At 58.2% G+C, this 23,801-nt stretch carries 24 protein-coding genes and 1 pseudogene; 14 read left to right on the top strand and 11 right to left on the bottom strand.

Annotation, left to right across the window (positions count from 1 at the left end):
* Window positions 1–27: 27 nt before the first annotated feature.
* Window positions 28–2,136 carry a S9 family peptidase gene (locus tag C5L12_RS09160; RefSeq protein WP_105371733.1) on the bottom strand — a complete coding sequence of 703 codons (2,109 nt, stop codon included), beginning with the start codon at window positions 2,134–2,136 and terminating at the stop codon, window positions 28–30.
* 414 nt (window positions 2,137–2,550) lie between these two features.
* Between C5L12_RS09160 and C5L12_RS09155 the strand changes: the two genes are divergently transcribed.
* The gene (locus C5L12_RS09155; RefSeq protein ID WP_105371732.1) at window positions 2,551–2,943 is read left to right on the top strand and encodes a DUF930 domain-containing protein; all 393 of its coding nucleotides are present in this window, start codon (window positions 2,551–2,553) and stop codon (window positions 2,941–2,943) included.
* 5 nt (window positions 2,944–2,948) lie between these two features.
* Here the strand turns inward: C5L12_RS09155 and C5L12_RS09150 are convergent, their stop codons facing one another.
* Window positions 2,949–4,109 carry an AI-2E family transporter gene (locus C5L12_RS09150; RefSeq protein ID WP_105371731.1) on the bottom strand — a complete coding sequence of 387 codons (1,161 nt, stop codon included), beginning with the start codon at window positions 4,107–4,109 and terminating at the stop codon, window positions 2,949–2,951.
* Window positions 4,110–4,197: 88 nt separating this feature from the next.
* Entirely contained in the window at window positions 4,198–5,061 is an 864-nt protein-coding gene (locus tag C5L12_RS09145) for a VOC family protein (RefSeq protein WP_105371730.1), read from the bottom strand.
* Between the two features lie 202 nt (window positions 5,062–5,263).
* On the opposite strand from C5L12_RS09145, the gene C5L12_RS09140 reads away from it, so the two are divergent.
* The 7 genes from C5L12_RS09140 to C5L12_RS09105 all read left to right on the top strand — a co-directional run bounded on the left by C5L12_RS09140 (window position 5,264) and on the right by C5L12_RS09105 (window position 14,151).
* Window positions 5,264–5,674 carry a universal stress protein gene (locus C5L12_RS09140; protein WP_105371729.1) on the top strand — a complete coding sequence of 137 codons (411 nt, stop codon included), beginning with the start codon at window positions 5,264–5,266 and terminating at the stop codon, window positions 5,672–5,674.
* 359 nt (window positions 5,675–6,033) lie between these two features.
* Window positions 6,034–7,746, top strand: coding sequence for a TetR family transcriptional regulator (locus C5L12_RS09135; protein ID WP_105371728.1), 1,713 nt, complete (start codon window positions 6,034–6,036; stop codon window positions 7,744–7,746).
* Between the two features lie 613 nt (window positions 7,747–8,359).
* Entirely contained in the window at window positions 8,360–8,683 is a 324-nt protein-coding gene (locus C5L12_RS09130) for a plasmid mobilization protein (protein ID WP_105371727.1), read from the top strand.
* Window positions 8,680–9,867 (top strand): relaxase/mobilization nuclease domain-containing protein, encoded by a 1,188-nt coding sequence (locus tag C5L12_RS09125; protein ID WP_105371726.1) that lies wholly within the window; start codon window positions 8,680–8,682, stop codon window positions 9,865–9,867. Before C5L12_RS09130 ends, C5L12_RS09125 begins: the two co-directional genes overlap by 4 nt.
* A 704-nt stretch (window positions 9,868–10,571) precedes the next feature.
* Window positions 10,572–10,952 (top strand): hypothetical protein, encoded by a 381-nt coding sequence (locus C5L12_RS09115; protein WP_157949012.1) that lies wholly within the window; start codon window positions 10,572–10,574, stop codon window positions 10,950–10,952.
* Window positions 10,949–12,946 carry a hypothetical protein gene (locus C5L12_RS09110; RefSeq protein ID WP_105371723.1) on the top strand — a complete coding sequence of 666 codons (1,998 nt, stop codon included), beginning with the start codon at window positions 10,949–10,951 and terminating at the stop codon, window positions 12,944–12,946. The genes C5L12_RS09115 and C5L12_RS09110 overlap by 4 nt, the downstream gene beginning before the upstream one ends.
* Window positions 12,943–14,151, top strand: a complete 1,209-nt coding sequence (locus C5L12_RS09105) for a P-loop NTPase family protein (RefSeq protein ID WP_105371722.1) — start codon at window positions 12,943–12,945, stop codon at window positions 14,149–14,151. Before C5L12_RS09110 ends, C5L12_RS09105 begins: the two co-directional genes overlap by 4 nt.
* Before the next feature lie 98 nt (window positions 14,152–14,249).
* On the opposite strand, the gene C5L12_RS09100 is transcribed toward C5L12_RS09105, so the two are convergent.
* On the bottom strand, window positions 14,250–15,344 hold the full coding sequence (locus C5L12_RS09100; RefSeq protein WP_105371721.1) for a tyrosine-type recombinase/integrase: 1,095 nt from the start codon (window positions 15,342–15,344) through the stop codon (window positions 14,250–14,252).
* A 56-nt stretch (window positions 15,345–15,400) separates the two neighbouring features.
* On the opposite strand from C5L12_RS09100, the gene C5L12_RS09095 reads away from it, so the two are divergent.
* Together C5L12_RS09095 and trhA are read left to right on the top strand one after the other, a co-directional pair.
* Window positions 15,401–15,703, top strand: coding sequence for a TraR/DksA family transcriptional regulator (locus C5L12_RS09095; RefSeq protein ID WP_105371720.1), 303 nt, complete (start codon window positions 15,401–15,403; stop codon window positions 15,701–15,703).
* Between the two features lie 137 nt (window positions 15,704–15,840).
* A complete protein-coding gene (trhA, locus tag C5L12_RS09090; protein ID WP_105371719.1) occupies window positions 15,841–16,509 on the top strand; it encodes a PAQR family membrane homeostasis protein TrhA in 669 nt (222 codons plus the stop codon).
* Window positions 16,510–16,511: 2 nt separating this feature from the next.
* Here the strand turns inward: trhA and C5L12_RS09085 are convergent, their stop codons facing one another.
* Entirely contained in the window at window positions 16,512–16,985 is a 474-nt protein-coding gene (locus C5L12_RS09085; RefSeq protein ID WP_105371718.1) for a hypothetical protein, read from the bottom strand.
* 115 nt (window positions 16,986–17,100) lie between these two features.
* On the opposite strand from C5L12_RS09085, the gene C5L12_RS09080 reads away from it, so the two are divergent.
* Window positions 17,101–17,598: a GNAT family N-acetyltransferase gene (locus tag C5L12_RS09080; RefSeq protein WP_105371717.1), complete on the top strand. Its 498-nt coding sequence runs from the start codon at window positions 17,101–17,103 to the stop codon at window positions 17,596–17,598.
* Window positions 17,599–17,814: 216 nt separating this feature from the next.
* On the opposite strand, the gene C5L12_RS09075 is transcribed toward C5L12_RS09080, so the two are convergent.
* Together C5L12_RS09075 and C5L12_RS09070 are read right to left on the bottom strand one after the other, a co-directional pair.
* On the bottom strand, window positions 17,815–19,176 hold the full coding sequence (locus C5L12_RS09075; RefSeq protein ID WP_105371716.1) for a type II toxin-antitoxin system HipA family toxin: 1,362 nt from the start codon (window positions 19,174–19,176) through the stop codon (window positions 17,815–17,817).
* Window positions 19,173–19,415: a helix-turn-helix domain-containing protein gene (locus C5L12_RS09070; protein WP_105371715.1), complete on the bottom strand. Its 243-nt coding sequence runs from the start codon at window positions 19,413–19,415 to the stop codon at window positions 19,173–19,175. Before C5L12_RS09070 ends, C5L12_RS09075 begins: the two co-directional genes overlap by 4 nt.
* A gap of 579 nt (window positions 19,416–19,994) precedes the next feature.
* On the opposite strand from C5L12_RS09070, the gene C5L12_RS29040 reads away from it, so the two are divergent.
* Together C5L12_RS29040 and C5L12_RS29035 are read left to right on the top strand one after the other, a co-directional pair.
* The gene (locus tag C5L12_RS29040) at window positions 19,995–20,540 is read left to right on the top strand and encodes a transposase (protein WP_157949011.1); all 546 of its coding nucleotides are present in this window, start codon (window positions 19,995–19,997) and stop codon (window positions 20,538–20,540) included.
* The gene (locus C5L12_RS29035; protein WP_280952521.1) at window positions 20,441–20,827 is read left to right on the top strand and encodes a transposase; all 387 of its coding nucleotides are present in this window, start codon (window positions 20,441–20,443) and stop codon (window positions 20,825–20,827) included. The genes C5L12_RS29040 and C5L12_RS29035 overlap by 100 nt, the downstream gene beginning before the upstream one ends.
* Here C5L12_RS29035 and C5L12_RS28735 read toward each other — a convergent pair.
* The 3 genes and pseudogenes from C5L12_RS28735 to C5L12_RS09045 all read right to left on the bottom strand — a co-directional run bounded on the left by C5L12_RS28735 (window position 20,803) and on the right by C5L12_RS09045 (window position 22,183).
* Window positions 20,803–21,255: a hypothetical protein gene (locus C5L12_RS28735; RefSeq protein WP_245422821.1), complete on the bottom strand. Its 453-nt coding sequence runs from the start codon at window positions 21,253–21,255 to the stop codon at window positions 20,803–20,805. The two genes, C5L12_RS29035 and C5L12_RS28735, sit on opposite strands and share 25 nt — an antisense overlap.
* Window positions 21,256–21,475: 220 nt before the next feature.
* Window positions 21,476–21,637 (bottom strand): annotated as a pseudogene (locus C5L12_RS29210) (nucleotidyltransferase domain-containing protein); the annotation flags it as partial.
* 3 nt (window positions 21,638–21,640) lie between these two features.
* A complete protein-coding gene (locus tag C5L12_RS09045) occupies window positions 21,641–22,183 on the bottom strand; it encodes a MarR family winged helix-turn-helix transcriptional regulator (RefSeq protein ID WP_245422820.1) in 543 nt (180 codons plus the stop codon).
* An 87-nt stretch (window positions 22,184–22,270) separates the two neighbouring features.
* Between C5L12_RS09045 and C5L12_RS09040 the strand changes: the two genes are divergently transcribed.
* The gene (locus C5L12_RS09040) at window positions 22,271–23,206 is read left to right on the top strand and encodes a DMT family transporter (RefSeq protein WP_170109071.1); all 936 of its coding nucleotides are present in this window, start codon (window positions 22,271–22,273) and stop codon (window positions 23,204–23,206) included.
* Here C5L12_RS09040 and C5L12_RS09035 read toward each other — a convergent pair.
* Window positions 23,197–23,766, bottom strand: a complete 570-nt coding sequence (locus C5L12_RS09035; RefSeq protein WP_105371847.1) for a TetR/AcrR family transcriptional regulator — start codon at window positions 23,764–23,766, stop codon at window positions 23,197–23,199. The two genes, C5L12_RS09040 and C5L12_RS09035, sit on opposite strands and share 10 nt — an antisense overlap.
* Between the last annotated feature and the right edge of the window lie 35 nt (window positions 23,767–23,801).

Raw genomic sequence — 23,801 nt, 5'->3', positions numbered from 1 at the left:
ACCTCCCGGGATCTGTTGTTCCAGCCTCTACATCTTCCCCGCCACCTTGATGGCGAATGCATATTCGAAAGCGATCTCTTCCAGGCGCTGGAAGCGGCCGGACTTGCCGCCGTGGCCGGCTGCCATATTGGTCTTCAGAAGATAGGGGCCTGCCTCCGGCGCTTGTTCGCGCAGCTTCGCCACCCATTTGGTCGGCTCCCAATAGGTGACGCGCGGGTCCGTCAGGCCGGAAAGCGCCAGGATCGGCGGATAGGGCTTTGCACCGACATTGTCATAGGGAGAGTAGGCGGCGATCCATTGATACTCGTTGAGCGACTCGATCGGATTGCCCCATTCGGGCCATTCCGGGGGCGTGAGCGGCAGCGTGTCGTCGAGCATGGTGTTAAGTACGTCGACGAAAGGCACGGCGGCGATAATGCCTGCGAATTTTTCGGGCGCCATATTGGCGATAGCACCCATCAGCATGCCGCCGGCCGAGCCGCCCTCGGCGATGATCTTCGTGTAAGACGTGTATTTCTGCTCGCTCAGATAGTCAGCTGCGGCGATGAAGTCTTTGAACGTGTTTTCTTTATGCTCCATCTTGCCGTTTTCGTACCAGGCAAACCCCTTGTCCTTACCGCCGCGGATATGGGCGATGGCATAGACGAAGCCGCGGTCGGCAAGCGACAGGTTGTTGGTGTTGAAGCCGGCCGGGATGGTGATGCCATAGGCGCCGTAGCCGTAGAGCAGGCAGGGGGCGGAGCCGTCAAGCGGCGTATCCTTACGATAGAGCAACGAAACCGGCACCAGTTCTCCGTCATGGGCCGGCGCCATCACCCGGCGCGTCACATAGTCGTCGGGGTTATGGCCGGAGGGGACTTCCTGGGTCTTCAGGAGCACCCGTTCGCGCGTCGCCATGTCGTAGTCGAAGAGCTGCGATGGCGTCGTCATAGAGGAGTAGGAGAAGCGGATGATGTTGGTGTCGTATTCCGCCGCGCCCTGCAGTCCGAGCGAATAGGCCTCCTCGGCAAAGGCGATCGCATGTTCCTCGCCGGTCTGCCGGTCGCGGATGATGATCTGGGGCAGGCCGTCCTTGCGCTGCAGCCAGACGAGATGGCGCGCGAATGCCATATGCGATATGATCAGCCGGCCCGGCTCGTGCGGCACGACCTCCGTCCAGTTTTCCTTGCCGGGTGCCAGGACCGGGGCCCGGACGATCTTGAAATCCTTCGCTCCGCCGTCATTGGTCAGGATGTAGAAGACGTCGCCGCCCTCCGTCATCGAATATTCCACGCCCTCCACCCGTTCGGCGACCAGCATCGGCTCGGCGGTGAGATCCTTCGTCGACAGCAGCCGATATTCCGAAGTTTCGTGGTCGTGGATGTCGATGTAGATGAAGTCGTCGAGCAACGAGCCGCCGACGCCCATGAAGAAGCCCGGATCCTCTTCCTCGTAGACGAGACGATCTTCCGATTGCGGTGTCCCGACGATGTGGTGAAAGACCTTGGACGGACGGTGGTTTTTGTCCTGGAGCGTGTAGAAAAAGCTCTCGCCGTCCGGCGCCCAGACGCCGCCCCCGGCGGTATTCTCCAAGACGTCCGAAAGGTCTTCGCCGCTCGAAAGGTCGCGGATGCGCAGCGTGAAATATTCCGACCCTTTGTCGTCGTAGCCCCAGATTCCCTTGGCGTGATCGGTGGTGTGGTCGATGCCGGAGAGGCGGAAATAGTCCTTGCCCTCGGCTTCCTTGTCGCCGTTCAGCAGAATCTGCTTTTCGCCGCCATCGCGGGGCGTGCGGAAATAATGCGGCTGTTCTCCGCCCGTCACGTAGAGCGTGCCGTAGGCGAAAGGACCGTCCTTCAACGGAACGGAGGAATCGTCTTCCTTGATGCGGCCGCGCATCTCGGAAAACAGCACCTTCTGCAGGTCCGCCGTATCGCCCATCGCCGCTTCCATATAGGCGTTTTCCGCTTCCAGATGCTTGCGGATCTCCGGGTCGAGGATCGACGGATCCTTGAACATGGCCTGCCAGTTGTCGGCGCGGAACCAGGCATAGTCGTCAACGCGGTCAATGCCGTGGCGGCTGTCGGAGACCGGCTTCTTCGGCGCGACGGGGGCCGCGGGAAGATGGGCAAAGGGCTTTTTCGAGGCGGTGTCCAAGGAAGCACTCCGGATTGTCTGAAAGGAGTGCCAGAGATAGGGGGCGCTTGCGCTGGAGGCAAGCGGGAAGGTCGGCGCGTTATTTCTTGTCGTGGCGCTTTGCGTCGCGTTCGTTCTGCCAATAGACAAAAGCTGCGATCAACAGCAGCCCGACCATCGGGGTCAAAAGCAGCATAAGGTTCTCGATCATCTATTCAGCCTTTCAAGCACCTTCATCGCTAAATGCAGCGTGACGCCGGTGATAAAACAAGCAACGGGCGTACCAGAGCCAAAGCGCTTGCAAGGCCGCCGTTACTTGATCCCCCTGTCCCCCAACTTGATCACGTCAGCTTATTTCCCGCTCTGGTAGGTGGTCAACGGGTGATCCATCTCCTAGTTTCCGCGCCGTCCGAGTCAGATTGGATAGGAAATGCTATGAAGAAACACTGGTCGCTGGCGGTTCTGTTCGTTCTTTCCGCCCTGCCGGCACATGCCCTCGACTCCCGCATCGCCAAACAGCTCGACGCGCTTGCACCCGACGAACGCCGGGAACAGCGTTGCGATCTCGAAGCGATCGACCGCATCAAGAAAGACGCCGAGGGCGAATACAAGCCCGACAAGGTGATCGCCTACACCTTTGCCGACCCGATCGAGGCAGGCAATTCGATCCGCGCCCCCGGCGCCGTTTTCCGCAGCGGCGGCGATTGGTACCGTCTCAAATACAAATGCGAGACGGGCGAGGAAGGCCTGACGGTCATGTCCTTCGACTACAAGATCGGCTCGAAGGTGCCGCGCAACGAGTGGGAGCAGCACTTTCTCTATGACTGAGGCGATCAGCCCGGCAGATGGGGCGTCGTCTTGCGCTCGGGGAAAAGTTCCGAGAGCGCCGTCATCATGATGAGGGAGAGCGGCAGCGCCAGCATGGCGCCGACCGCTCCCCACATCCAGGTCCAGAACAGGATGGCGACGAATACCAGGAAGGGATTGATCTCCCACTGCCGACCCATGATGGCGGGAAAGATCAGGTTCTCCATCACCAGGTGTACGGAGAAGAAGATGAAGGCGGGGATCAGTCCGATAAACAGGGCGTCGTGCGTGAGGATGCCGGCAACGGCAACCGAAAGCGTCATCAGCGTGATCCCGAGAAACGGGATGAAGCTCGACAGAAACGCAAACAAGCCCCAGAGCATCGGCATGGCGAGGCCGCCGAAATAGGCGATCAGCGTCATCGACACCCCGAGTGCGAGATAGAGAACGCTGGCAGTGGCGAAGTAATAACCCAGCACTTCGTCGACCGAGTTCAGCACCCGGATTGCCATCAGCCGTTGCCGCCGCGTCGGGAAGGCGAGGATGATCGTTCTCCTCAGCCTCAGCCGCCCGTAGAGGAAGAGCAGCAGCGCGGCGAAGAAGATCAGCCCCTGGATGATCGCCGGCGTCAGATTGGCAGTGATCACGCCTAAGATGTTGCTGGAGTTTTCGAGCAGCGATTGCATCGACATCGGCCCGGTTTCGAAGGTCGCAGGCGAGATGTTTAGCCAGTGCTGGCTTTCGAGAAAGGGCATGATCCGGTTGATCGTCCGCTCGATGAAGTTGGGGCCTTCCTTGATGAGCGTGCTGAGTGGTTCCACCAGCGAGTTGACGATCACAAAGAGCACGGCAAAGACGAGCGTGGACAGAATGAACGCGATGCCGAAACGCGGCACGCCGGCTTCCCCGAGGCGGTCTGCTACACGCCCGAGAATCAATCCCACCACCACGGCGAGCGTGACGGGGATCAGGATCATCGACATGTAATGAACGAGGGCAAAGAAAGCGATTGCGAAGATGCCGATCACCGCCCAGGCCATGGCGACGTCGAGCGCCTCACGACCGAGCGGAAGATGCTCGGCAACCTCGTCTTCTTCCGGATAGATGCCCGCCGTGTCCTTGCGGTTTAACGCAAGCTCCAGCGGTTGTTTCTTCGGCTTGGCGCCGTGCGCACCCAAGATTGCCATATTCCAGCTGTCCCCGTGATGCCTTTCAACGCGAAAGCGGCGCTCCGGTTCCGGAACGCCGCTTCCATGGGAGGAAATGCGGGAAAGGTCAGGCTGCGAGCGTCAGGCCGATGCCCCAGGGGTCCTTCAGGGACCATCCTTCGGCGGTTTTGGTAGCGGTGATCTCCTGGCGGTCGAGCGCCGTGAGCGCCCTGTCGAGCGCCTCTTTTTCGTTGAAGACAATGCTGTAGTCCGAAAGGCCGGTCACGTTGCCCTGGCGGACCCCGGCGCCGCGGCTGTTCCAGATATTGGCGGCGATGTGGTGGTGATAACCGCCGGTGGCAAAGAAGCGCGCACCCGGATAACGGGCCATGACCTTCAGGCCGAGAACGTCCCGGTAGAAGGCATCCGCCTCAGGAAGGTCGCCCACCTGCAGGTGGATATGGCCGACAGCTGTCCCGTCCGCCATGCCGCCCCAGTTCTCCTTAGGCGCGAGCTCGTAGAGCGCCTGCAGGTTCAGCCGTTCGGTCGCCATCTCTACCGTGCCGTCCTGGTGATAGGTCCATTCTTCGGGCGTTCGGTCGCGATAGATCTCGATACCGTTGCCTTCCGGGTCTGAAAGATAGATCGCTTCGCTGACCAGATGGTCCGAGGCGCCGTCGAGGCGGACGTTGTTGTGGGCGGCATGGGCAAGCCAGTGGGCGAGCTCCTGCCGGTTAGGCACCAGAAAGGCGGTGTGGAACAGGCCCGCCGCATTGCGTGGCGCCGCGGCGACGTTGTTGCCGGTTGAGAGCGTCAGTAGCGGCTGGCCCGCGACCCCGAGTATCTCTCCGCTCGAATTCCGTTCGAGCACCCGCAGCCCGATAATATGCTGATAAAAGCTGGAAACCCTGCCTAGTTCGCTGACGATAAGATGCGCGCCCTTTACATGCGCCGGACGCGTCAGTGCGAAAGATCGAACGTTGCCGGTCATGGAAAAAATCCTCGTTTGATTCGCCGGCCGTGGCCGTGTTGCGCTATGATATGGCGCAGGTGCTGCGTTCACAAAAGACCAGAAAACGGTGATGCATCGTTTCGTAAAGGTGAACAGCCGGACAGCTCTTCGTTGACTTCGATCAACGCAGTTCCCTCGGGACGATCCTAGAAAAAAGGGGGAAACGAATGAGGAAAGTGAGATGTACGCAAAAATCATCGTTGCTGTCGACGTAGCTCAACTGGAGAAGGGGGAGAGGATCTTCCGTAAGGCAGCGACGCTTCTCGATGACGGTGGCAGCCTGGTTCTGCTCAACGTGGTGGAAGACCTGCCCGGCTATTACGTGGCCGATGTCTCGGTCGACCTGATGGTGAGGGCGCGCCAGGAATCCGAGCAGCTTCTTCTGAACCTGCGCGAAAAAGTCGGCCTCCCGGCCAATGTCGAGATACGCCAGGGTTCGCCAGCGCGGGAGATTCTCGCCGCGGCCGAACAGCGCAAGGCGGATCTCGTCATCGTCGCATCCCACCTGCCGGATATTTCCAACTACTTCATCGGCGCCACGGCCGACCGGGTCGTGCGCCACGCGAAATGCTCGGTTCTGATCGACCGCTGAGAAGGAATTGTCGAGATGGATACCGCTAAATACCAGCGCATCCTCAAGGCCCGCAAGGCCGAGCTTGAAAACCGGCGTGCGGGAAACCGTACCGTGGGTTCGAATCCCACCTCTTCCGCCACAACCTTATGATAGTACTTATCAAAACCGGTTGAGAGAAATCAGAACATTGCGCGTCCACGGCGCAACATTGTCAACATATTCTGCAACAATGCTGCAACTGCAGACGTGTTGCAAAACGCTCGATTCGTTGTTGCAGGCAAGAATCGGCGTTTGACCTATGCGTGGAACGCTCCAAGCATGAAAAAGCCGCGGGTTGTTGGGCTGGAACCCTACCGCGGCTTCTTGGAGATTGTTCAATGATAGTGAACGCATGCAGTGAAAGTGTAAAGGCCGGCGGAAACGATCCTTCGAATTTGGCGACCGCTCTGATCGGGTTCGAGACCCGCTATGCCGAGGCTAGTCGAAAGGCCGCTGAAGCGCGTGCGAAGCAGCTTAGCGATGGACCCCTTTCCGCCATCACCGATCCTCATTCTTTCGCCGCCCGTCGCCGCCAGGAAGCGATGGAGCTTCGCCACGAGGTCCGATATCGGCTGGAGAATGGTTACGAGCTACCCTTCGACCAACACATCGCTGGGCGCTGGCGGCGTGCATTCGTCGAGGAAGGTCTGCGATCGGAGGATGATCCCATCCTCAAGTTATTCGTCACGCTGGTGCCCAAAGGAGGCAAGGCAAGGGCCTCGAATGACAAGGCGACATTGGACGTCCAGTCCCGTTCCAAGCTTCTGACCTTGGACTACCCGTATATCGAACTGAACAAGGAATTCCTCGGCGCGATCCGTATCGACTGCGACAGCGTTTTCATGTCCCCAGAACATCTACTCCATGCGCTTGCGGAACTCGTTCGTGCAGGACGAATTCCATGCTTGCCACACGTCATAGTCGGCGACCTCCTTGATGACGGTACCTATCGCCGCCCGCATCTCATCTTCCTGCTGCCGCCCGGGAATGCGGTATGGAAGTCCGAGGATAAACGCTGTCGTCGTGATATCGTCCGTCTCTTCCTCGGTGTCTCCAACGGGTTGATCAAGGCCTTGCTTTCCATCGGAGCGGACCCGGGCGCGCCTGCGACGACCATGCGGATGAAGAACCCTTTGTCCCCGATATGGCATACGCTCACGCCGAACCGGCACACTATCCCGACGCTCTCGGAGTATGCCGACTGGGTCGATACGGGATCGAGCCGTGAGGCACTGGTGCGGAAGGCGGCGGCCATCCAATCGGGCATGGGCCTGAAGGCTTCGAACATCGCCTTCAACACGCTGCGGGAACGTGCGGTGGCTCTTTTGATCGAATGGCACTTTGCCGCCGACGTCCGGATGAAAGGATCGAAGGCCGTGCTCGCCGATCATCTTCACGTCGCGCTTGAAGGTTTTGCCCGGACGATGGAATTAGATGACCCGCGCCTGTCCTACGTCATCGCCAAGGTCGCCGATCGCCTCGCCATGGATTTCGACCCCGTAAAACTTCAGGGTAAAAAGAATCGGCAGCGTCTCCTTCACGTCGTTGAGGGGATGGCGGACGTCCGGGATCGGCAGCGGGCGGGTGCCGAGTATTCGCAAGGCGTCAGGCGTGGGCGGAGTCTTGATAAACTCATCAAGGCCTATTCCGACATTGTTGCGCGGGCGGAGACGGTAAGCGTCGAAAAGCTGGCATCCCGCGCGGGCGTATCCCGTGCAACGGCCTATCAGCACTTCGCGACCTGTCAACAAATCTGTCTGGGTCGGTGTATAGATAAAAAGCTAGGCGTAGCCACGCCAGACACCTATCTGAACCAACGGCCTCACTCGACGGTGGATATGGGGATTCCCGCCCCAGCCGCGATTGTCGACGGAGGCCAACGGGGCCATTCCAATCCGATCGAGAAGCGTATGGTCGGAGGCGGAGCACGGAAAGGGCAGTTTCGTGGCAGCCAGATGCTCTCCGCGAGTTTGGAGGTGTCTGCCATCGTTTCCAGCGCGCAACCCCATCAGGCGGGCCTGCAAACCGCAAATTCTGGCATACGGGAATAACGGCGCTCATCGGCGCTGGCCTAGTCCCGGACATGGGTTTCATGTCCTGGGATTCGACGGTCGGGGTCATTACGAGTCGTCAAGCCCCGCCTTGCGACCCGTGGCTCGGCTTCGCCTACGCCCGCACCAGTCGCTGCGCCGAAGCTTGACCTCTCTTCACTCCGGAGAAGCATCGTTCGACTTTCGAACCTATGCCGATGGTTCGAAAGTCGAAAGGATGGCAAAAGTTCGAAAATCGAATGAACGCTTGAATCCACGACCGCGACGACCGTCATGTGCTAATACATGAATTTCGGCCCATGATGTGCCAGTAGCAGCCCATGGTTCGACATTTGAAAGGATCGTTTCGAGTTTCGAAGTGAGTAGTTCGAGTTTCGATCTGTTCCTTTCGAAGTTCGAACCATCGAAGATCATCGTCGCCACGGTTCAAAACAGGCCGAAGCCCGAAGCGTATTTGCGCCGGCGGAATCCCCAGCCCATCATTTCGTCAGACAACAGAGAGGGAAAGAGCCAGCAATGCCTTGTGTCTACGACCCAGGCGCTGGTCAGGTGGAGCAAGCTCCCCCGTGAACCCCCTCGGCCCCTGTGTGGGGCCTGTAGATGGGAGGGCCGCATGCGCGCCAGGATTCTCCGGGTTCGGACTACCGACACCGAGTTCTCGAAAATCAAAGACATCGCAATTGCGCGAGGTCTTTCGATTTCCGAACTGGTTCGTCGGGCAGCCCTCGGCATCCGTTTGCCAGCCCGGACTTTCGACGCCAAACATGCCTTCCTGCTTGCCCGGACGTTGGCAGCGATAGGTCGCGTCGGTGGAAACCTGAACCAGTTGGTGAAGCTGGCCAACTCGGGGCGGATCGTGGGGCACCATGACGACCTCTCCCGCATCCTCGCCGATATCGACGCTCTTCGATCCCGTCTCCGGGAACTGCTGACATGATCGTTATGTCGACGCGCATCAGCCGCGACGGCGGCGTTCGATACCTTGCCCGCCATCTCCTCGACAAAGCGAACGAGAACGAGTGTATCGATGTCTTGGCGGGGGATCGGCAGGCGCTGGACGATGCCCAGGCGCTCGCAACGATGAAAGGCTGCCGTTACAGCGTCCGCCACCTTTCGGTTTCGCCCGAACGCGCGATGTCGCCCGCACAGTTGTCGGCCTTTATCCGGGCGATCGACACAGAGTTCAGAATCGGCGGAGATCGCCCGCGCCTCGTCGTCCGACACGTCAAGGAAGGACGCGTGCACTTCCATGTCGCGGTGGCAGAGGTTGATCCTATCACCTTCCGGGTTCTCGATTGTCGCAACGATTTCGCCCGCCTCGAAGCCGTCGCTCGTCAATACGAGGCCGAATACGGGGAAACAGTTCAGCCGGCACGTGCAGAAAGACGCCGCAGCAGGACGGACGGATTTTCCGACGTCGCCCGCAAGCGCGCGGAGCGTGAAAACGAAGACTTTGATCGTACGGCACTCAAGGCAGCCTTCGCCAACGGACGCGCAGCCTTCCGAGTAGAATTGGATCGCCAGAGGCTCGTCATCGCGGAGGGTGACAAGGGCCCCATCATTACGACGACCGGCGGCGCGTTCGTTGCCGCCGCCAGCCGCGCGGTTGGAGTTCGACGTGCCGAGTTCCAGAATTTCATGAAAACGGAGTTTGCCAATGAACAAATTATCGGAAGCCAGAACGGACGTCCTGGCCATCGTCTCGAGCACGGAAACGTCTGTAGCGCGCCTCCTGCCTCTTCTCTCGTTGCTCGAAACGCCGGAACAGCCCGACCGGCTCGGTCAAATGCTGGAGGTGCTGCACCTGATCTTGGACATGCAACAACAACAAGCCGTAGCCTTGAAATCCTGCGCCGAACGGCTCGACCGATTGACGCGTCGGTAGCCTCTGGGCGACGTCGGGAACGGCTGGAGCTTCACCGCATAGGAAAGGTGGACCTCGACGACCTGTTGCGGCGCGCGCGCGACCTCGCCGCACGGATCACGTCTCTGTTCGAGCCGCAGACTGCGCGTCTGATCCGACAGATCGCCCATGTCCGGAAGCGGAAATTATTTCCGCCTGACGAGCCGAGCCAGGCACCGATTCCATCTTACAGCTACCTACGGAGACCCCATCAATGAAAGACGCCAATTCCAGAAAGAAACGTCACCGCCGGTCGTGTTACGATCGGTTCCGAATGCGCATGATCGAGCGCCGCCGCGTCGGGCGAGCGAACCCAGCGCAAATTGCCGTGCTACAGCTTCTGGCGTTGTTTTCGTTCATCTTGAGAGGTGCCCCAACACCGACGCAGCCGTCGCTACGTTACACGCCGCCGCCGATGTCACCGCGACATGCTCAGCGTCTTGAATTAGCCCGACGTCTTGACGTCGCACCTCGTTACGTCGACGTTTTGCTGTCGCAAGGTATCGTCCCCTATGCGAGACTGTTTGAAGACATCCGCCGAGGCGGTGTTTCCCGACGCGACGCCATGTTGGAACTTCGTAAGCGGGTACCCGAAGTATCCTTGGATTGGCTCAAATACGTGGAGCGATGGAACCTATGGGCAGAACTGCTTCAATGCCATGGTGTTTACGCTGCCGATGAGGACACAGACGCCGCGATGTTAAAATCCACCCTTACCTGGCTCCAAGGGCAGACCGGCACTCCCACGTCCACAATATCTACCCTTCGTGGAGACGATACTGATACCGGAAGGGGTTGGAGGCCTTGATCCGAATTTCAGCAGGACAAACTTACCGCAAGTTGCGGCCCTCTTGGAGATAGTGAAGAAAGGTGATTAACGTTTGATTCTGAACTCATGGTTAGGTTGCATGTGGGGGGCGTTATGGCGATAAAAGCAGTCATCTCAATAGATGAACCTAAAGTTGGCAACTCAACCGATGTCATTTGGCATGGTGCGCTGGGAGCAGAAGGCGATGAGGGAGCCGGGCTCACGACGGCAGCTATCCTCGGTTTCTTCCCTGAAGCTATTCCAGGCACATGGTACAAGTTGGAAGAATTTGTAAGGCAGGTGAGGTCGGTGGATTGGGGGCAGCAGGGCGCAGAGCAATGGACGTCGATCGAAATCCAGCAGGACCACGCTGGCGGTGTGTCCGCTGTGTCGGTGGACGTGAAGCTGGACTATGCCGTTAGGTCCCTCTGCGAATCGACTGTAGACCTGCTCCTGTCATTTCAAAATGAGAACATTTGGGTTCGGTTCGAATGAGCACCTTTGCAGATGTCGTTTCATTCCGTAACAGCGATCGTTATGCGAAGATTGCGGACGGAGAGTTCATTCTCAAATACAACGATACGACACACCTCGAAGCCGATGACTGGCGTGACCTTCTTGCAATTTCCGTAGCAGGAGCGGTCGATGGTCCTACAGACTCTGAGCGTTCCTTTGCGATCAGGCTATCATTGGATGCTAAGTTCTCCCAAGGTGAACAAACAAAGCAAGGCGAACAAACAAAGAAGCGGTCGCTACACGTCCTGACGGACGCAATCTCGCTTAGCGCTATGCGCTCCGGGATGATCGGCCCACTTCTGTCGGCCGATACAGCCGACCAACTAAGCGAGCTTCGAAAATCAAGAGGCATAGTTCTTCTTCCCGATACCAACAGCTTGTACAATGGTACCCTTCATTGGCTGCTAAACGTACTGCGCGACAGCACGCTCTGGATACTGCCTTTCGTAATGTCGATCACGCAAATTCAGTCGAGAGAGGCTGCGCTGAAGGCGATGCTGGCACGGAAAAAGGATACCAATCTAGGCCAGGCGCTTCGCTCACGAGCTTTCGTTAACGCGGGACTAGGGCTGTTGGAAAGGAACAACTATCGTTACCAGGTATTGGAGCTCGACCCCTCGCTTTTGCGCTACATGAAAATGCCCGACAAGAATGGATTCGACTCCGATGACAGCGAGGTTCTTGAAGACCGCCTGCTGATCGAAGGCATCCATTCAATTCTCCGATCGACACGCACAAGAGCAAAGCAGATCGTCGTGACGTCCGATGTGACCCTTTCCCGGGTTTTAAGCGCAGAAGGAATTGCGAACCTGTGTCTTCCAATCCCCTCGTTGACCGAACCTGTTTCCAATATTCGTTACGATCCTTGGGCGAGGGCTTTCGTCGGCACAACGATCGGCGGCTTGCTATGGGACTTATCCCACACTTTCGGAAGCGTACGCTTGGATCACTCCACCAGCGGTGAACGCGTAAGGCTATCCTGTTACTGGCCCGGAAAGATTGCGCACGGTTGGCAGAGCGAACAGTTGCAGGTGGTCTGGCCGGAAGAATCCACAGCGAACGATAACCCCGTAGAAGCAAAGAAACCTATTGAGGTTCTGGGGGAATCGCCAGTCTCCTCACCTGGGAAAGGTCTTCCTGCGGCGACGGAATCCGCGCCAGTGTCGGCCTCTTTCCTTTCAGAAGCGGCGGTACCTCAAGCGTCGCTTCCGCTGGTTCTGCGGCTTGCAGGGGCCGTTTACTCTACGGGCGGCGGAACCCTCGAAGAATTGGTACGGAGCATCACAGTTCAACAACCGGCTAAGGGAAATGCTACCCGTGGGTACGAGGTGCTGCGGCGAGCGAAGTTGGTAAAGCTCGAAGAGGGTACGATAGTTGCGACGAATGAGCTGGATGGGTTGGAGTCCGCCCTCCGTTCTGGAGACCTAGACTTAATCAGCAAGCAATTTGAGAACTACGAGGCTTACGCTATCGTGTTAAAGGCGCTTCAGGATGGTGGTGAGCTTCCTCGTGCGGACGTAAACGACCTTCTGCAAAGAGCACTGAACTTCCCAGTGGCCCAAGAGGCGAGCGTCCGTTTGGTCCGTTATCACATACTGCTTGGTCAGGCATGGACCGATGGCAAGGTGTGGCGGGATGGTTCAAATCGTCCTTCCGCTGACGAGTATCTACAAGGGTTCGGCGAGACCTTCGACGAGGTAGCCCATGACAATATTGCAAAAATGTCCGACTTCCTGCCCAGCTTCTGTCGGAGGATGCGGATGTCGCCTTGGGCCGCTACACAATCAGCGCAATCTTTTATAAAGGCTTTGTCGTCTGACTACTCATTGCAGTACGCTGCTGGTGGGAAGCCGACAGGCACCGACAAAATTTTGTCAGGTTCGTTGTTGGATGTGGTGGAATCGATTGTACCGTTAGATCGTATTGAGATCGGCGGACGCCCGGTTCTTACGCTCGGAAGGGTAAAAAAGTGAGTTCACTCGCAGAGCTATTGGGCCAACAGCCTCCGCAAGCCGCTCAGCAGGATGCGTTCCTCGCAAGTTACGGCTTCAAAAGAAATCCTTTTCCTGCGGCTCGTACCATCATTGAGGATGTGCTTTACAATCAGGTTGCTGCCTTAGATCGATTTGTCAGTCTTGTCAGAGAAGTCCTATCGGACGCTCCACAACGCCGCGCAATAGGGGTCATCGGTGGCACTGGTGGCGGTAAGACCCACTTTCTTCGACACTGCCAACATCTCATGAGAACATATCGCCAGACCGCGGCACGTCCATTAATTGTTGTGGAGGTGCTTGCGGGCTCGTGCTCTGCTATTCAGCTTGTCCGTGAAATCTACCGTGAAGCTGATGAGGCGGCAAAGATCGGCGGCGAATATGATCTTCTGACCGCTATAGTGAGGAGTGTTGATAGTGAGCAAGAGTTCGACCGCGTCAAACACGCGGAACTCAAAGGTCTTCTTCAGCTCCTCTTTCGTGCGATGCAGAAGGGCTTCGTTCCTCCGGATCGAGACGGGCGAATGCACTTCGAACCTTTGCGAGATTTGGCCAAGAAATGGCTAGCGGGAGCGGCACTGAGTAACACGGAGAAGCGTCATCTTGGCGTATTCTCGCGCCTGAGTAGCGCTGCGATGATGACTAGGCTTCTGACCGAGATTCTGACGCTTGCGCGTCATAAGCAGATCGCCGACGGGGTCATGCTGTGTCTCGACGAGGTCGAGACACTGTTCTCTGGTGGAGTAGGTACTGCAAAGATTCAGAGCTTCCTTCAAGATGTTCGGTACTTCTTTGACGAAGCGGTGAAAGGGAACGATGGATACTCCCTGTTGATGCTTTCTGGCTCCACTCCGAACGGTGCTGCCAATCTTCGAAATTACAACTACCCTCTCTACCAACGTCTTGGGTTCGAAGAGACATCTCAGGCTGTGCTTGTTCCCATCTCCAGTCGCGAGGAAGCGAAGGAGATGGCGCAGGTATACATCGATTACGAGCTAAAGCATGCCAAGCTAAAAGGTCGATTCCCGAATATCTTGGACGATGAGGATATCGAAGAGGCCTACCGAGCAGCAGCAGGAGAGCGTTTAGGGCAGATTGCGCATACGCAACGCGTCAACCAGGGGCAGTTGCTACAGGCGTTCCATCAAATCGTTGAGAGCAAACGAATTGCTGAATCTGCGGCCTAGTCGATGGCCCACATACTCAAGCTAGTGAAAACCGCGGTGATCTTCAAACAATCGCCGCAGGACGCAGAACTTCGCAGGCTACGGACGAGGGCGTCCCGTCATGCCGCCCTCCCGTCTTTCACGTGATTTGGTGTCGCGGTTCCGAACAGTCTTTCCCGATGCTCCTCGTCCGTAGGGTTAAGATACTTCATCAGAACCGCGACAGTCTTGTGTCCAGACTGGCGCATCAACGTTTTGAGATCAGCACCCCTAGCGGACATTCTGCTAAGCGCCTCGTGCCTGAGATCGTGGATTCGGAGATCGGGGCAGCCTGCGGCCTCCCTTATCTTCTGCCACTCATGGTCCCTTGAATCTTTAGAAAACTTGAACACTTTGGCATCGTTGGGCTCGCCTTCCGCAAGGACAGCAAGAGCCTCATAAGCTCGGTCAGATAAAGCTACATTTCGAGCTTCACCATTCTTCGTTTTCGGTATTCTAATGAAGCCTTTGGATGCGTTGACCCATCCAGCCAAGATGCTATCGGCTTCGCCTACGCGCATCCCAGTGTCCAGCAACAGCGGGAACAAGCAAGCCCATTGCCTGTTTTGAGGAGTCTCCCCCTTCAGTTGCTCCCAAATACGTTCTTCCTCACCCGGGTTAAGTCGTCTCTCCCGGTGGCCTTTCGGCTGAGGTATCCCGAACTGAAAATTCCGCATTGCGGCTATCGGATTTTCAGCGGGCACCTTCTTTTCATGAATAAGCCACCGATAGATAGAGCTCAGAGTGTTGAGGTTGTTGCGCACCGTACTTTCGGAAAACTCCTCAAGCCGCCTGTCGCGATATTCGACGAAATCGTCAGAGCTCAACTCGCGAACAGTCTTTGCCGCAAAATCCTCGCGAGCAAACATGTTCAACATATCCGACTCCTGAGCGGCTCCTTTTTTTCTTGGTGTCACTTTGTCCCTGTAGTCCATAATAGCGTCTCTGAAGGGACGATCGAAGTATCCTTTCGATGTACCTGGTTTTGGATCGAGCCGAGGGTCTTTCCACGTCCCAAGCCGCATTGCAGATTCCGTTGCGTCGATCCATACTTGCGCATCACGCTTGTTCTTAAAGGTATTTGAGATCGAGCGGGACTTGCATGGCCCCTTGAACGTGTCCGGGAGCCGTGCCGTCACCGTCCATTTGCCTGCGCGTTTTGTGATGCTTGCCATCGAGATTTCTAATTTTCTGCAACAATGCTGCAACATTACACAGAAAACACAGAAATATGCAACTTAATCAAAAAAATCCCACAGGTCTTGAAAACCGGCTGAGCCGGATCGAGCAAGATTTCACCACGCCGCGCAACCCTGATGATGACGATCGCGCCGTCGAGCGCAACAATGACGAAGTGCTCGAGGAATTGGGTGAGGCCGGCGAGAAGGAGCTCGTTGCGATCGATGCCGCACTGGCCCGGATCGATGCCGGCACCTTCGGCATCTGTGCGAAATGCGGCCAGCCGATCGCCGAAAGACGACTAGGCACCGTACCGCATACGCCGCTGTGTCAAGCCTGCGCCGGCGAGGCTTAGCCGGAGTGTTTACATTGGACGGTTTACGCTGGAAGGCTGAGCCGGAAGGTTAAAACCTAAAACCTAATGTGAAGCGCTTGTCTCTTGCCTTCCGCCATTGCTATGGCCATTCTTGGATCGGGAGCGCGGAAGGCAGGATGAGCGAACTCTTCAACTTCGGACGGCATTACGATTTTCACGAGATCGTCGCGGATGGAATCATCCACGGCATCGGGATCGTTTTCGCGCTGGTCGGGGCAACGGCGTTGATCTTCTATGCGACTGTCTGGTCGAGCCATGGCGAAATCATCGCCGCATGGGTCTATGGCCTCGGCCTTGTTCTCTGCCTGTCGATTTCCTTCACCTACAACATCTGGCCGCACTCCCGCACCAAATGGTTTTTGAGGCGTTTCGACCACTCGGCGATCTTCATCCTGATTGCCGCGACCTATACGCCGTTTCTGCAGCGCGGCTCGGGGGACGCCTGGATCTTCGCCATGCTGCTGGCGATCTGGGTGACGGCTGTCGTCGGTATCATGCTGAAATGCCTGTTTCCCGGCCGCTACGACAAGCTGACGCTCCTGCTCTATCTCGGCATGGGCTGGAGCGGTGTGATGGTGATGGGCCCCGTTTCCACCTATCTGCCGGCGGTCACCGTCTGGCTGATCGTGATTGGCGGCCTCATCTATTCGCTCGGAGTGATCTTCCACGTCTGGGAGAGGCTGCGCTTTCAAAACGCCATCTGGCATGGTTTCGTCGTCGCCGCCGCCGCGGTGCATTACGGCGCCGTGATGACCTGTTTCAGCCTCTCGGGCGGCGGGCTCTGACCTTACTCGGGGCAGCCGACGGGTTTGAGGCTTGCGATCATCCGCTTGACGATCGCATCATAGGCCTTGCGATCCCGGCTGCGGTATTCCAGATGCACGAAGGCCGCTGCATCTTCGCACAGCCAGTTGCCGCGGACATAGAGGATGCGGTCTCCCTTGGTGCCGGAATAGCTCGCCCAATCCGGCTCGATCCGCGAATAGGAAATATCCCAGCCGAGCTTCTTCGCCTGAGCGATGCGGTTCCTCGCTTCATCGTCAAAGAACAAGTCGACCAGGAAGGTCCCGAAGGCGAAGATCCGGTCACCGTTCCTGCCGAGAAATGTGCCGCCATCGCCGTTGTCCGGCGCCCTCTGCATGACGAAACCGGGGGGCACCTCGACGGTAAAGCCATAACGGTCGTTGGAATAGGTCTGCCACTCGGCCGCTTGCGCCGACACCGCGGCAAGTGTTGCCAATGCTGCCAGGAAAACCCGCATTCCAATCCTCCATTCCCGATAGCGGCTTTACCAGAAGAGCGGTTCCGCAACAATTGTGGACAGGTGTTGTGCGTCTGCTAAAGTGGATGTAGAGATATTATAATGGACAGAAATCATGACGCTGGTGCGCGACGCAACCGAAGCCGATCTACCGATCATCATGGAAATCTATAATGACGCCGTTGCCAATACCACGGCCATCTGGAACGACGTGCTGGTCGATCTTCAAAACCGGAAGGAATGGTTTGCCGCCCGAAAGGCGAAAGGTTTTCCGGTGCTGGTTGCGGAACTGGACGGCAAGGTCGCCGGTTACGCATCCTATGGCGATTGGCGGGCCTTCGATGGCTATCGTCATACCGTTGAGCATTCGGTCTATGTACACCGTGATGCCAGGGGCGGCGGCATTGGCCGGCTGCTGATGCAGGAACTGATCGCCCGCGCCGCCTCCAATGGCGTGCATGTGATGATCGCCGCGATTGAATCCGAAAACGACGCCTCGATTCGGTTGCATGAGAAGCTCGGCTTCCGCATCGCCGGAAAATTCTCCGAAGTCGGAACCAAGTTCGGCCGCTGGCTCGACCTCACCTGTATGGAATTGAAGGTCTCGGGGTGAGTCCATACTCACGTCCTCAACGGTGCCAGGACTACGAGAAGATCCTGTTCCCGGACGAGGAAGGTCTCTAAAGCCTCGCCAGCCACGCACTTTCTGTCCCATAGGCGATGATGATCGCCTCGCGCAGCCAGGCTTTCCGCACTTTGCCGAGGAGAGGCAAGATGGCGGAAAAGTCCGAAATTAGATAGCAACTGCCACCAAACTCGTAAGAGAAATTCAGCGCTTCGGGCTGAACCCCTCCATATCATCGTCGCTTGAGGTTTTGACTGCTCGCGTTGGTCCAGAAATGCTGTAGTCATTCCGATCATAGGACATGCCGAGCGTATGAATTTTCCTATTACCGTTCAAGAAATTGTCCAGTTCAACGGTACGGGATCTGGATAGTTGCACCTTTTCAGCAAACTCCGGCCATCGATCGACGGCCGTTCGCACGTGCTCTATAACATCCTTGGCATCCTGATCCGAGATCGAGGCCCCCCTGGCGACCGCCAAGAGGTGAGGCAATCCAGGCGTTCTTCCTTCTCCGGCGATTGCGGCGCTGTGTTCTCCGCCTGGCCCGGACGAAAAGGTAAGGTCGTATGCAGGCGCCAATGACCACCGACCATTCCCGTCCATTAAGAAAGCGTGGTTCTTCGCATGGTCGTCGCGGTTCCTAGCATAGACGTTAAACACCATGTTTCGGAACATCTTGAGAACTTCCCCGGCATCGCGGGTCATCATATGCGTAAGCTTGTGCAGTTGCTCATAGTTCAGTGATGCCTCGCGGTGGCTGGCATTCAACAGGCCGCTTGCCGTGTGCATATGGAGCCTGCCGGCACGTGTCCTATCGAACCGTTTTGTCGCGAAAAGTCGTCTTCCCTTACGGGTGTCAAACAGGCGGGTCTCAGCCATCTCCAGTCCCGCAGCTACCGCCATGAACGCGTAGGCTTTTTCCTCGGCGCCGATTTCGCGCGGGTCGTCAGAACTGGGAGCCTTGACCATCCATCTTTCGTACCCCGGATCCAACTGCTGGCCGTAGTCCAACACACATGTGTTTTCGACCCTGTTGAAGCCGATCATGATCTTTGGCCGTGCGCCCGCGGACCCGCCTTGCGCGCCCTGCAAACTATCGATGTCAGCGACATCCATTTCCGTCTGCACCAGCTCCACCTGATCAGCAAACCAATCCAGATCGGCATCGGTCGGCTGTTTCTGGTCGTCCGGCAAGTCAGGAACATATGTCAGCGCGCCCATGCCCGTTCTGCCCACTGCGGAAAGGCGGTCGATAGGAGTGAGTTGAGTGTAGTCGATGCCAGCTCGCTGGAGACGACGGTCCAGCAATAGACGGCCCCAACCGTCAGGTAGGCTGTCGTTAAATAGCCCATGGAGCCCGTCGAACGGGTCGCGCGGCGCCGCGATCAAGCCAGTAGCGACCTTCATATGGAATGGCGAGATCAGAAGGGGGGCCGCGAGAAACTCCGCCGAGTACTCAAAGTAGGCCCTTCGTTCCTTGCCACTCCAGGCAAGTGTGCCGAGTTTCTTGTCGCTCCCTTCGAGATTCAGATAAACACTCATCTGCTGGATTGGTTTGAACTTCATCTCCGGCGCACCCGCTGCTTAAGAGGACGATCAACGACATCATCGATATTCTGCGGCGGACGACTTGGAAACAAGTGGTCGAACTCAGCCTCGGCCTCAAGGACGAAGGCAATTTTCACGAGACTCTCGAGCGAAATTTTCCCACTTTCCTCGAATAACCTCAGTGATCCGTATGAGACATTCGATCTTGTCGCCAGTTCCCGCTGGGTCAGTCCGTGCTGGATTCTTCGGCGCTTCATTCTTTCCGACAAGCCTCGAATGACTTCGACGGGGGATGACATCTTAAATGCGAACATAATAGCACCTAAATGCGAATAGTGGCCTTTATTGCTAACATAATCGCAATTAAGATTTTTGCAAGCAGATGATAACGCCGGGCCGTTCGCGATCGACTCCTGACGACCACCCTGGTATGTTCCGCCGCATGTTCAGGATCATACGAATACGACGACCCTGACTTCCGCTCGCCGCACCCGGCGAGGTCCCGTCGTATCGCGTATCCTACAGGGAACTGAACATGGTCTCCGACAACCTGCCGTCCGTCATTCCGCAGCCCCGCAAGGCCGCACCCGATCTGGAGGTCCTCCGGAGGGTAGAAATATTGGGGAAACCAGCACTTCCTGCTGTCCTCGTATTGCCGGACGTTCACGCTTAGCCATCTCCGCTCGTTCGACAACGCCAAGTCCTACAAGGCGTTCTGCCTCATCCGCTGGCCGGATACGGAAGGGCGACCGACCTGCGTCCGCTGTTCGCATACGAACTGCTGGGAGATCCGGCGTCGGCGCTTCAAATGCCAGGCCTGCCGCCGGGAGTTTTCGGTGACGACCGGCACGGTCTTCGCCTTCCGCAAGATGAGCTTCCAGGACATTCTGGCTGGCCTCTGGTTCTCGGTGAACTCGGTCAAAGGCAAGAGTGCGCTCCAACTCTCCCGCGAGCTCGGCGTCCGGTACAAGACGGCATGGGTGCTGCTCATGAAGATGCGCGAGGCGGTCGCGACCCGACGGTTCCGGATGATGTTGGAGGGCGAGATCCACATCGACGGCAAGTACGCCGGCGGTCACATCAAGCAGAAGAACCGCAAGGAGGATCGCATCGACCGACGCCGCCCCGAGTACCAGAACTTCACGCGCCTCACGATCCTGACGCTCCGGGAGAAGACGCCGTTTGGCCGCGGCCGAGAGCGGACGCTGACCCGCGTCGTGCGTGCGAGCATCCGAACGAGGCCTGGGAATTCGTCAGGAAGCACGTCCGCAAAGGATCGCGCATCCATGCCGACGAGCACTTCTCGTACGACGACCTGGCAGGCCTGCAGGACCTGTTCCGGGTCAACCACGGCAAGGAGTACCAGACGAAGGGCGGCGTGAACACGAACCACGTCGAAAGCTTCTTCAGCCGCATCCAGCGGTCCTACGTCGGTATCCATCACCGCTTCTCGGTGCGGTACTTCGACTGGTATGCGGCGGAGATCGCCTGGCGCGAGGACAACCGCCACGTCGACAACGGCATGCTGCTCTGGGGGATGATCCACTTCGCGATGTCCCGGAAGACGTCGCGGAACCTCTGCGGCTACTGGCAGGGTCGGCATCCGCCCGATCTGGTCTGGGACGGCGGCGAAAACCCCGACACCTACGCCGCGACTTCCCAGAGGTAGCGATACCCGTCAGCCTTTCCGGCACGGCGGACACGGTTCGTCCTGGCAAGCTGGTCGAGCGTCTGGGAAAATCGATTTGCGACCTGTCCGAGACGGGCGTCGTCTTCGGCCAGACCGGTCTCGCGTGCGAAGGCCTTGGCGCACTCCGCCGTCGTGATCGGGTGCCCGGCTTCGCGGATCGTGCGCAGCACGAAGCCACGGCGATCGGCATCCTTCAGCAACTCCGAGACTTCAATGACGCCTTGGCGCTTGCGCCAGGTGGCGGCTCGAGGTGTCCAGGCGGGCGAGTATTCCGGTTCGTAGGACGGGATGACCACGTCGAACGCGGCCTGCTGCCTCTCCAGCGATACAATCTTCGCCCGCAGCTCCTCGATCTTGGCACCGATCTCGGCCCGCTTCCGCTTCAACTCGTCTGCAACAAGAACCATTCGCAACCACTCCATAGGATCGCGAGGATCCTATGCGTTCAGGCGGCCAGGAGTCTGGTGGCAGTTGCTGCCTAATTGCGGAAAAGTCCTCTTCATCCTTCGGCCTTGGAGACTTCTCATCCTCTCGCCAGGGGCGCAGGGTCCCGGGCGGATCGGCCGCCCAGCAGTCCCAATCCTTCAGCTGTGCCCGTGCCGCCATAAGGTCCGTTCTGAGCATCAGGATGTCGATGTCCCCATGCGGCCGGACCGTGTGGCCGACGAAAGCCTCGATTGCATGACCGCCGGCGATCCACCAGGGGAACGGCGCTTTTTCCAGAGCAGCGGCGATCTCATGCGGCAGGAGTGGCTGCCACGCCTTGTCCTCTTCGCGAAGCACTGCCATCGCTCAAGTCTCCGGTGCTTCATCCGCCCGTGCAGCAAGACAGGCCTCGACCGCCAGGTTCAGTTCGCGCAGCAGCGCGGAAATCTGCCGTTTCTTTTCTCGATCGAAAGAGGCGATGGCGTCCGCCTCATTGGCCATATCCCGCCGGAATGCCGCTTCGGCCCGGCGAATCCCGTCTTCCGTCAGCTGGACTGCCAGACTGCGGCCATCGTGCTCCGACGGCACGCGCTGGATGAGACCAGCCTTTTCGAGCCGTCCCAGCCGATGGGTGAGACTGCCGGAGGCGACCATCAGCGATCGGTAAAGCTCAGTAGGCGTGAGCCGGTAGGGCGGGCCAGATCGTCTGAGGGTCGCCACCACGTCGAACTCGCCGCGATCCAGCCCGAAGGAGGCGAATATCTCCTCGATCGACGGCGTCATCAGCCGCGACAGGCGGTAGATGCGGCCGAGGATCTCCATCGGCTCCGTATCCAGGTCCGGCAGTTCCTTTGTCCATTGGGCCCGTGCCCGATCGATGTGGTCCTGCGGTTTGTCTTCGCGACTCATGCGGTCTCCCATGCAATTTCAAACTATCTTGACATGAAGATAAATTTCATGCAAATATCTTCACATGAAGATAAATGGGAGGCCGCGATGCCCACGCTTGCTGTACGGAAGTCTTTCGCTGTGCCGTTGATCGTGCAGATGCTCGTCTGCTCCTTTTTATGGGCAAGTGCCTTCATCCTGCTGAAAATCGCGGGAACTTCGCTTTCGCCGCTGGCGCTGACGGCGCTGCGCGGGTTGATGGGCGGCGGTCTGATCGCCGCCTTTATGGCGGCAACCGGACATCAGGTCCTGCCGCGCGGGCGTGAGCTTCGTGACTGGATCGTCCTCGGCTTCCTGCAGGGCGTCGTGCCAAACGCACTGACAGCCTATGCGCTCACCCAGATTTCGGCGGGCCTCACCTCGATGATCCAGGCTTCCACGCCGCTTATCGTCGCGGTTCTGGCGCAGGCCCTGTTCGCCAGCGAGCGGCTGACGCTCAAGGTGGCGCTCGGGCTCGCCACCGGTTTTACCGGAATGGTCATGTTGGTCGGCCCCGCGGCGTTCGGCGCGGGTGAAGTCAGCCTGAACGGCGTCGGCGCCATGGTGATTGTGGCGCTGAGCTACGCGCTCGGAAATCTTTATGTACGCGCCATACCGAACCCGCAGCCGATGCGGCTTGCGCTCGGCCAGCAGCTCTTTTCCGGCCTGCCGACCTTCGCTGTCGTCATCTGGCTCGGCGGGATGTCGTCCTTCGCGCCGGCGCTCGATGCGGCGGTCGTCCTGCTGGTGCTCGGCGTCTTCGGCACGGCACTGCCCATCGTTCTCTACATGAACATCCTGAAAAAGGCCGGTCCGACTGTCGGCTCGATGAACGGTTATTTCCTGCCGCCCTGGACGATCCTGCTCGGCTTCGTCCTGCTCGGCGAACCGGTGAGCTTGCGCGAAATCGTCGCTACCGCGATCGTACTTGCAGGTGTTGCGATCGTATCGCTGAAGGGTGTTCCGTTCCGTTTCCCCAGGCTGCGTGCAAGCTCCTACCTGTGAGGCAGGCGTATCAACGCCAGAAACGCCTCCAGGCTTTTGCGCACATGCGCGGCGATCGTTTCCGTCGGGTTGAAACCCCACCAGAGAAGGCAGCCCTGCCATTGGGAAGCCATCAGCATGCCGATATCGTCAGGCGCTCCGGCCTTTTCTGAAAAACAATCGGCGATAGCGCCCGAAAGCCGCTCGCCCCAGGCTCTACCGCGCTCCCGCAGCAGACGATCGCGAAAATCCTCGCGCAGCATCAGCAGTCCTTCAGCATAGGCTTCGATGCCCCCATAATCTCCGGAGAGTGCGACGAGCATATCCACCGCGCCGTCCGGTGTCCTGGGCGCGGCCGTGATCGCTGCTTCCGTCTTGGCGTCGAGTTCGTCCCATGCATGCAGGAGGGCCGCCCTGGCGAGTTCTTCCTTGTTGCGGAACCGCTGCACCAGCGTCGACGGCGAAAGGCCGGAGGCCGTAGAAAGGGAGGCGAAGGTTAGCGCGTCCGGGCCTTTTTCGTGCATCAGTTTCAGCGCGGCCTTCAGCACATCGCCATCCGGCATGGTTTTTGGTCTCGGCATCTTGCCTCGCAAATAATAAACGAATAAACGTTTAT

Source organism: Neorhizobium huautlense, assembly GCF_002968575.1.
GTDB lineage: Bacteria > Pseudomonadota > Alphaproteobacteria > Rhizobiales > Rhizobiaceae > Neorhizobium > Neorhizobium huautlense.
The sequence above is the reverse complement of the archived record's forward strand: the minus strand, read 5'-3'. Positions and strand labels throughout refer to the sequence as shown.

Bases quoted from the DNA above. Each gene is read 5' to 3' on its own strand.
- C5L12_RS09155 (WP_105371732.1), top strand. From the start codon at position 2,551: ATGAAGAAACACTGGTCGCTGGCGGTTCTGTTCGTTCTTTCCGCCCTG.
- C5L12_RS09150 (WP_105371731.1), bottom strand. From the start codon at position 4,109: ATGGCAATCTTGGGTGCGCACGGCGCCAAGCCGAAGAAACAACCGCTG.
- C5L12_RS09145 (WP_105371730.1), bottom strand. From the start codon at position 5,061: ATGACCGGCAACGTTCGATCTTTCGCACTGACGCGTCCGGCGCATGTA.
- C5L12_RS09140 (WP_105371729.1), top strand. From the start codon at position 5,264: ATGTACGCAAAAATCATCGTTGCTGTCGACGTAGCTCAACTGGAGAAG.
- C5L12_RS09135 (WP_105371728.1), top strand. From the start codon at position 6,034: ATGATAGTGAACGCATGCAGTGAAAGTGTAAAGGCCGGCGGAAACGAT.
- C5L12_RS09130 (WP_105371727.1), top strand. From the start codon at position 8,360: ATGCGCGCCAGGATTCTCCGGGTTCGGACTACCGACACCGAGTTCTCG.
- C5L12_RS09125 (WP_105371726.1), top strand. From the start codon at position 8,680: ATGATCGTTATGTCGACGCGCATCAGCCGCGACGGCGGCGTTCGATAC.
- C5L12_RS09115 (WP_157949012.1), top strand. From the start codon at position 10,572: ATGGCGATAAAAGCAGTCATCTCAATAGATGAACCTAAAGTTGGCAAC.
- C5L12_RS09110 (WP_105371723.1), top strand. From the start codon at position 10,949: ATGAGCACCTTTGCAGATGTCGTTTCATTCCGTAACAGCGATCGTTAT.
- C5L12_RS09100 (WP_105371721.1), bottom strand. From the start codon at position 15,344: ATGGCAAGCATCACAAAACGCGCAGGCAAATGGACGGTGACGGCACGG.
- C5L12_RS09095 (WP_105371720.1), top strand. From the start codon at position 15,401: ATGCAACTTAATCAAAAAAATCCCACAGGTCTTGAAAACCGGCTGAGC.
- trhA (WP_105371719.1), top strand. From the start codon at position 15,841: ATGAGCGAACTCTTCAACTTCGGACGGCATTACGATTTTCACGAGATC.
- C5L12_RS09085 (WP_105371718.1), bottom strand. From the start codon at position 16,985: ATGCGGGTTTTCCTGGCAGCATTGGCAACACTTGCCGCGGTGTCGGCG.
- C5L12_RS09080 (WP_105371717.1), top strand. From the start codon at position 17,101: ATGACGCTGGTGCGCGACGCAACCGAAGCCGATCTACCGATCATCATG.
- C5L12_RS09075 (WP_105371716.1), bottom strand. From the start codon at position 19,176: ATGAAGTTCAAACCAATCCAGCAGATGAGTGTTTATCTGAATCTCGAA.
- C5L12_RS09070 (WP_105371715.1), bottom strand. From the start codon at position 19,415: ATGAAGCGCCGAAGAATCCAGCACGGACTGACCCAGCGGGAACTGGCG.
- C5L12_RS28735 (WP_245422821.1), bottom strand. From the start codon at position 21,255: ATGGTTCTTGTTGCAGACGAGTTGAAGCGGAAGCGGGCCGAGATCGGT.
- C5L12_RS09045 (WP_245422820.1), bottom strand. From the start codon at position 22,183: ATGAGTCGCGAAGACAAACCGCAGGACCACATCGATCGGGCACGGGCC.
- C5L12_RS09040 (WP_170109071.1), top strand. From the start codon at position 22,271: ATGCCCACGCTTGCTGTACGGAAGTCTTTCGCTGTGCCGTTGATCGTG.
- C5L12_RS09035 (WP_105371847.1), bottom strand. From the start codon at position 23,766: ATGCCGAGACCAAAAACCATGCCGGATGGCGATGTGCTGAAGGCCGCG.